The following is a 2414-nucleotide window of genomic DNA, read 5'->3' on the forward strand; positions in this document are numbered from 1 at the left end:
CGTGAGCAGGACACCGCGGGCTGCGTCGTCGGCAAGCCGGCGAAGGATGCGGCCGGGGTGGGAGGGCGAGGCCTCGGGCGGTTCGTGGAAGGGCAGTTGTGCGTCGACCAGGTACCGGTCGCTGACCGCCAGTTCCGCCATCGCCTGGCGGTGCGGCACTACACCATGCGGGCGTGCCGGGGCGGTACCGGTCAGGCCGTCGGGGGGCAGCCCGTCGCGTAATGCCTGGGCGGGGGTGAGGTCCTGGGGGTGGGCCGGCAGACCGGTGAGTGCTCGCAGTCGCTCCAGCGGTCCGGCCTCGATCCGGTACCAGCTCTCCACCGATTCGGCTAAAAGCCGGTAGCCGCCTTCGTCCAAGGGGTCCTGGACAGCCACGCCGATGATCGCGTTCCCGGCGCAGACCGCGGCGCCCGACAGCCCGCCCCACGGGGTGTCCTCAGCCGACAATGTTCCAGCCGGGGCGTCCATCTTCAGCTCAAGCGTCCCGCTGGGGAAGTTCGCCCCCACCGGGATGGTGCCACGGACCTGCTCCGAGTCGTACGGGGCCTCGTCGCCACGGTACTTGAAGCTCGGGAAGCCGATCGCCAGGTAGGGCACCTCTCCAGGATCCTCGGGCATACGCGTGAACGACACCGGTTCCACGGTCTGCTGCAGCACTGGCTGCGGCCACTGCGCGGGCCAATCGTCGCGCACCCGGTCCTCGTAGGCCTCTCCCAGTTCCACCACGGCGAGATCGATCTCAGGGGCCTGCCATACGACGGCACACTCCGGGTAGTCGCGCCACGCTCCGCGAGCGGTGTAGAACCGCACCTCGGCGGTGTCGAGCCCGCGCAGGACATGCGCTGCGGTCAGGACATGCGCGCTGCTGATCCGGTAGCCCGAGCCGCGCCACGGTAACGGGTCCCCGTCCGGGTCCGGAACGGTGATCAGAGCAACGCGGCTCATGTGGGGATGCGGGCTATCGGAACACTCCGTTCGGGCCGACGCCTTGGACACTGGCCGCACCCGTCCGGAACTCACTCCCCGGGCCTTCCCCGTCCGGCGACATGTGGAGCCCGACCGGTGGCGACCATCTTCGGCTGCAGGGTCAGCCGCACCACCTGGGTGGATTCGTGGGCCGCCCGGCCCTCACCCCCGAGTTCGACGACCCAGAAGGTGACCTTACCGTTCGCTCCGGCCTCCTTCCGCACGCCCACCGAGAGCTCCAGTTCGACGGGGCCCACTTCCAATTGCAGTCCCTGCGTCGGCGCGGCGGCGATGGCCGTCTCCAGTTCGCGGCGCAGGTTCCGGATCATCTCGGACAGCTCGATCACAGCGGTGCCCCCCTTCCGCGGCCACGGGCCGCGCACCAAACGTGTCGCCAAGTATATGAAAAGGACGCCACCTGAGTGTCGGTGTACACGTGAACGCGCCCGGCCGCGTGCGGGTGAACGTACGGAGTTCTTGATGCGCTGCGTGCCAGCCAGCCCCCTCCGGGGCGCTGCTGGTTCGGCCTTCGAGCATGTCAGTGGGGGAGGCCGGTCCAGCGCGCGATGTCCCGCGCGGCAGCGCCTTGCCTGTGCAGGTCGGCGACGTAATGCCACAGGAAGGCGGTGTAGCGGCGGCGGGCGCTTTTGAGTTGCGCTTCCTCGGACTCGACGTCGGCGATCAGGGCGAGGTCCCTCGGGGCGTGGCGGCCTCATTCACGCGCTGGTGGGCCGGATCTGGTAGGACCGTCGCGGCGGCCCGCAGGAGCACGATCGCCCGGCCGACGAGGTGCCCGGTCTTGCCTCCGCAATCTGCCGGATTCCCCTGAACGACGGCCTCGGCGAGCATAGGATTCCGGAAATATCGATCATGGGCCGCACAGCCTTGGGGACTCCTTCCCGGAGAACAGGGCGCCGCGGCCTCGTCGACGGGGGAGAACGCCAAGGCCGAGGCGTTGTTGAAGAAGCATGGCTTCCCGGCAAGCGCTCTCGCGTCGCTGCGGAAACTCGTGCGCGAAGACCTTGCGTCCGAGGGTGGGACAGGCGATCTTGGGTCGTGAACCCGTCCACGAGGAACTCGAGGCGACGGACTGCCCCGGAAGCGGGATGGACCGCTGCTCTCCGTCCAGTGTCGCGACGACGAGCCGGTGGTCGACGAAGTCGAAGTCGATGGTGAAGATCCGAACTCCGTCTACCTGTCCCATCGGACGCGTGGTGATGTCGCGCCCGGTCACATGGAAGGGGACGTTCCACCAGTGGTTGCGCCGGGGCTCGCTGCCAGGCGGATCTTGCCGACGATCTGCGCGAACCGGTGCAGCGTGTCCTTGGTGGGCCGCCACTGAGCCAGCGGCATCGGCGGGGACGATTCCGTCACGCTCCCACCGTGCCCCGCCGCCCGGCATCCGGCACCCGCATGGCGAAGGCCGGGGGCCGAAAGGGTGAAGCGGA

The 2414-nt window shown here is 69.2% G+C and carries 2 protein-coding genes and 1 pseudogene; all 3 read right to left on the reverse strand.

What is annotated here, in order from left to right; genetic code table 11:
* On the reverse strand, positions 1 to 945 hold a 945-nt coding region (locus tag KBY19_RS35725), incomplete at its 3' end, for a serine protease (protein ID WP_247691753.1).
* Positions 946 to 1016: 71 nt separating this feature from the next.
* Positions 1017 to 1313, reverse strand: coding sequence for a trypco2 family protein (locus KBY19_RS35730; RefSeq protein WP_099885653.1), 297 nt, complete (start codon positions 1311 to 1313; stop codon positions 1017 to 1019).
* Positions 1314 to 2050: 737 nt separating this feature from the next.
* Positions 2051 to 2319, reverse strand: a pseudogene (locus tag KBY19_RS35735) (DUF5996 family protein); the annotation flags it as partial.
* Positions 2320 to 2414 lie beyond the last annotated feature (95 nt).

Source organism: Streptomyces sp. B15, from assembly GCF_018070605.1.
In the GTDB taxonomy this organism is placed as follows: domain Bacteria; phylum Actinomycetota; class Actinomycetes; order Streptomycetales; family Streptomycetaceae; genus Streptomyces; species Streptomyces smyrnaeus.